This window comes from Flectobacillus sp. (assembly GCF_049240685.1).
GTDB lineage: Bacteria > Bacteroidota > Bacteroidia > Cytophagales > Spirosomataceae > Flectobacillus.
The window spans coordinates 1-5,254 of the sequence record NZ_JBMLSD010000248.1 but is presented as its reverse complement, the minus strand read 5'-3'; the positions used below and the strand labels follow the sequence as shown (position 1 = coordinate 5,254).

3 protein-coding genes are annotated in these 5,254 nt (G+C 37.3%); all 3 read left to right on the top strand.

Annotated features, from left to right (window positions below):
- Positions 1-144: 144 nt before the first annotated feature.
- The 3 genes from ACOVQ4_RS11430 to rho all read left to right on the top strand — a co-directional run bounded on the left by ACOVQ4_RS11430 (position 145) and on the right by rho (position 5,138).
- Positions 145-1,350: an FAD/NAD(P)-binding oxidoreductase gene (locus ACOVQ4_RS11430; RefSeq protein ID WP_421820771.1), complete on the top strand. Its 1,206-nt coding sequence runs from the start codon at positions 145-147 to the stop codon at positions 1,348-1,350.
- A gap of 368 nt (positions 1,351-1,718) precedes the next feature.
- On the top strand, positions 1,719-2,348 hold the full coding sequence (locus ACOVQ4_RS11425) for a Crp/Fnr family transcriptional regulator (protein WP_421820770.1): 630 nt from the start codon (positions 1,719-1,721) through the stop codon (positions 2,346-2,348).
- Positions 2,349-3,383: 1,035 nt separating this feature from the next.
- Entirely contained in the window at positions 3,384-5,138 is a 1,755-nt protein-coding gene (rho, locus tag ACOVQ4_RS11420) for a transcription termination factor Rho (RefSeq protein WP_421820769.1), read from the top strand.
- Positions 5,139-5,254: the final 116 nt, after the last annotated feature.

The following is a 5,254-nucleotide window of genomic DNA, read 5'->3' as shown; positions in this document are numbered from 1 at the left end:
TGCCTTGTGCCTGTTGCCTGTTCCCTAAAACACATAAATCAAATCTAATTTTGCACGATTACTTAATATTCTTCTAATGTAACAAATATCACAGAACCTCTTAGATTATTTATAGAATTTGCAGAAAAAACCAAATTCTGAGCCATGAACAATCAATTCGAAGTTCTTATAGTCGGTGGCGGCAACGCAGGGTTATCTGTTGCGGCACAATTGTTACATAATAAATCGGGATTATCTATTGGTATCGTTGAGCCATCAGACAAACATTATTATCAACCAGCTTGGACCTTGGTAGGTGCTGGCGAGTTTGATATTGCCGACACTGAAAAGAACGAGAAAGATTATATTCCAGCAGGAAGTACATGGATTAAAGATGCTGTAGCCACCTTTGAGCCAGAGCAGAATCAAGTAACCTGTAAAAGTGGCGCCAAATACACATACAAGATTTTGGTTGTAGCACCGGGTATTCAGATTGACTGGTACAAAATCAAAGGTTTATCAGATACCTTAGGCAAAAACGAAGTATCCAGTAATTACTCCTTTGATATTGCGCCTTACACATGGGAACTTATCAAAAATTTTAAAGGAGGTATTGCTATTTTTACAAACCCAAGCACTGCCATCAAATGTGGCGGGGCACCTCACAAAATCATGTATTTAGCTTGCGATTATTGGCGAAAAAAAGGCATTCTCGACCAATGCGAAGTGCATTATATATCGGGGGCGGGTGTCATCTTTGGCGTAAAAGAATATGCTGAAACCTTGGAAAAAGTGGTAGCGCAAAATCATATTCATACGCATTTTGGTGCCAATACGGTAGCCATCGATGGAAAAAGCAAAACTATTTTGTACGAACAAAAGAATGCAGCAGGAGAAATTGTACAAAAGAGTATGAACTTTGATATGTGTCATACAGTACCTCCACAAAGTGCTCCTGATTTTATTAAAAAAAGTCCCTTAGCCGATGCCAACAATGCTTTAGGCTATGTCGAAATCAATAAAAACACCATGCAACATAGTCGTTATTCGAACGTATTTGCCCTTGGTGACTGTACGAATGCCCCTTGTAGCAAAACGGGTGCAGCCATTCGTAAACAAGCTCCTGTGGTTGTCGAAAATGTCTTGAAAGTATTGGCACAACAAACTCCAACAGCCGAATATACGGGTTACAGCGCATGCCCAATCCCGACGCAGTATGGCAAACTCATGCTTGCAGAGTTTGATTATAGTAATACTCCCAAAATGACCTTCCCATTTGACCAAGCCAAACCACGCTGGACGATGTGGTTGCTCAAAAAATATGTTTTGCCTTGGTTATACTGGAATAGAATCTTGACAGGAAAAGCATAAGAAGTGGAAATAAAAAATCACTGATAATCAAAAACTTAAACTCATAACTAGGACTGTACAAAGGATTTCAAACACTACCAATTCACAACTCAGCACTAAAAGTCAATACCTAACCCATTATTTTTAAGCCGAAGAAGTTAGTCTGAAGAGATGCTTTTTCGGCTTGTTTTATACTAAAACCTTGTTTAAGTATATTAATAAAAAATCATATATTAATATATTGTTGTATCTTGCCAACTATTATTTCAAACTCAAGTATAGCTAGAATTAGGTTTCAGTTGAGTGCTTTAAGGCATTAGGCAAGCACAGCCTAGTGCACTCAAGTTAAATCAAATTTTGCACGACTACTTTAAATAGACTCACTTAACATGAATTTATCTTTTGTAAAAGAAAAATTTGTAGGCATATTTGAAAAAGGGCTACTCGATGAATTAGAGCATATAGGCAACTATATGGAACTAGAAGAAGGACACGTTCTAATGCGACCAGGAGGATATATTCGAACTGTACCTATCGTATTGAGTGGTTCTATCAAAATTCTCCGACCTGACGAAGAAGGACGCGAGGCTTTATTGTATTATCTTGGTGGAATGGACTCATGCGCCATGTCCCTAACTTGCTGTCTTGATCGCAAACAAAGCGAGATATTAGCCGTTACAGAAGAAAAAACAAAGCTCATTACAATACCAGTCGAAAAGGTAGAAGAATGGATGTGCAAATACAGTACTTGGAAACAATTTGTATTCTTAACTTACCAGCGTCGTTTTGAAGATTTGCTCAATGCTATCGATGAAATAGCATTTCACAAATTAGATGAACGTTTACTCAATTTACTACAAAGAAAAAGTAAGCAAAGTAAAAGTTCTGTTATAAACATTACGCATGAAATTTTGGCAGGTGAACTAGCAACTTCCAGAGAGGTTGTGTCGCGTTTATTGAAACAATTGGAAAAAATAGGCAAAGTAAAACTTTCGAGAAATAAAATTGAATTGTGTTAAAGCTTAAAGATATGGCTTCAAGCATTTGATAAAGTCGATTCTATGATTTTATCATAACGTATTTGTAAACACGTAAACCCTTGTTCCTGAACAATACAAACGCCCCCATTCTTTAATCAAACTTAAGTAATCGTAAGTAGGAAAACGTTATTAGTTAACAGTATATTGGTTTTTTGAAGATATTCATAATCAAAAGGGTATATTCAAATTTCAACTCAGATATACTATTAATTTAATCTTTCCTTTTACCTACATAGTTAGATTTAAGTTTTTTTAGGTACAATGCAAAGAGTGTTAAAATGTTTTTAACGACCACAGACATGCATTTTTCCCATAGCCCACCGCCGAAAGCTGATACCTGAATGCCTTAGGCACAAAAATTAAATTTTATTTTGCACACTAACTTAACAGATGTTTTTCAAACAAATCATTAAACTATTTGGTTATTAAATAGTCTTACTTACTCAGTAAGTAGGCAAAAAGTGTTAAATTGTTTTTTAAACAACAGATAGGTTTTTGCCTACGGCTTGAGGCAATAGATAAATAATTTTAAAATGTTTTTTTATAAACAGGGAAATACTTTTGTCGCCCCCCCTAGCTGAAAGCCGTAAACTAAAGGACTAAACGTGTTTCATCTTAAATTTTCTAACCCATTTGCATAAGGTTTATAATTTATAGCCTAGAAACCAAGTCTAAACTTCACAAATCACCTCTATTTGTTGGGTTTAGTCATAAAATCCGAAAAACAATTATGAGGTCAAAACCTCTTTAATAAGGAATAGACTTAAAAAAAAAATCAAACTCCTTGACAAATTAAAAGATTGGTATTATCATTGCATCACGAATAACTGTTCAGTGATATTCTTCAGTTAAGCTCCTTACTAATAATTGCTTAACAATTATCTTCCACCTCGTACCAGATTTCCAGTTTTAATTGTAACATTTATCATCTTGTTGTACGACTGTAAAGACGACTTAACCACCATTTTCCTGTAAGGCTCTTTTGATTTACTGTCAGCCTTATTTTTTACTCGTATGTATACTATTGAAGAATTAGAGTTTAAGCTCGTATCGGAGCTTCGTGAACTTGCTCAAAAATTAAATATCAACAATACATTTGACCTACCAAAAAAAGAACTCATCTATAAAATACTTGACCAGCAGGCAAAAGGTGACACCCCGTTATCAAATCCTGTAATTAGCGATGCTATGGAAAATGAACAAAAACCAGAGAGAAAAGTGAGGAAAGATACAGCTCCTGCTTCAGACAGCCCACGCCCAAAAAGACAACGCATTCAGAAAGTTGAACCCCCTGTAGCAGAGATCAGTACAGTTGCCAAAGCAGAACCAGTTGTTAAATCGGAACCTGCTTTAAAAGAAAATACCGTCAAAACAAAAACCGCTAGAGAGCCTAAGGCTAAAAATCCAGCGGTCGAAGATATTATCTTTGATTTTGATGAAGACCCAATTGTTATTGACTTGCCAGAGGATGTTGAAGACGAATTCGCAGCCATTGATACTTCATTTATCACTACTGGTGGCGAAGACTTCGAATTAGGTTTCAAACAAGAGCCTCCTGCCGATATTCGCCCAGAAGGTAACAAGCCGAACAATGCCTCAAACAATGCGGCAACCGTTCGTAAACCTATCTATAATCAAGCTATTCGCGAATTTGATGGCATCATCGAAAACGAAGGTGTACTCGAAATTATGCAAGATGGAGGATATGGTTTCTTGAGATCGGCCGACTATAACTATCTGGCATCGCCAGATGATATTTATGTGTCGCCTTCTCAAATTAAGCTTTTTGGACTAAAAACAGGGGATACCGTAAGAGGTGCGATTCGACCTCCCAAAGAAGGTGAAAAATATTTTGCCCTCCTAAGAGTGGAATCAGTAAATGGTAAAACAACGGAAGAAATCCGTGATCGTATTCCTTTCGAATACTTAACGCCGTTGTTTCCTGACGAAAAACTTAATCTTTCGTCAAGACACGACCAGTACTCTACTCGTATTCTTGATTTGTTTGCGCCAATCGGTAAAGGTCAGCGTGGTATGATTGTAGCACAACCTAAAACAGGTAAAACAGTCTTGTTGAAGGAAATTGCCAACGCTATTGCCAAAAATCACCCTGAGGTTTACTTATTAATCTTACTCATCGACGAACGTCCAGAAGAGGTTACAGATATGCAACGTAGTGTGCGTGCTGAGGTGATTTCATCGACCTTCGACGAACAAGCTGAACGCCACGTAAAGGTAGCCAGCATCGTTCTTGAGAAAGCTAAACGTATGGTGGAGTGTGGTCATGATGTAGTCATTCTTCTTGACTCTATTACTCGTTTGGCTCGTGCGTATAATACGGTCGTTCCATCATCAGGTAAAATTTTATCAGGTGGTGTCGATGCCAATGCTCTGCACAAACCAAAACGCTTCTTTGGGGCTGCTCGTAACGTCGAAAACGGAGGGTCTTTAACTATTATTGCCACGGCTCTCATCGATACTGGTTCCAAAATGGATGAGGTAATTTTCGAGGAATTTAAAGGTACTGGTAACATGGAATTACAACTCGACCGTAAACTTTCTAACCGTCGTATGTTCCCTGCTATCGATGTTCCAGCTTCAGGTACTCGTCGCGAAGACTTACTCATGGATAAAGAAACGCTACAACGTGTTTGGATCTTGCGTAAGCACATGAGTGATATGAACTCTGTAGAAGCTATGGATTTCTTATTACAACAAATGAAAAATACACGAAATAATGATGATTTCTTAGCTTCGATGAATCGCTAATAAAGCTCTTTCAAGTAGAGGCGCGATGCTTACATCTATAAAGACATCATTCCAAATATGGTAAGTTAGTAAGCAAAATAAAATTTATTTTTTGAGCTTAGGGCTTTCAGCTTTGG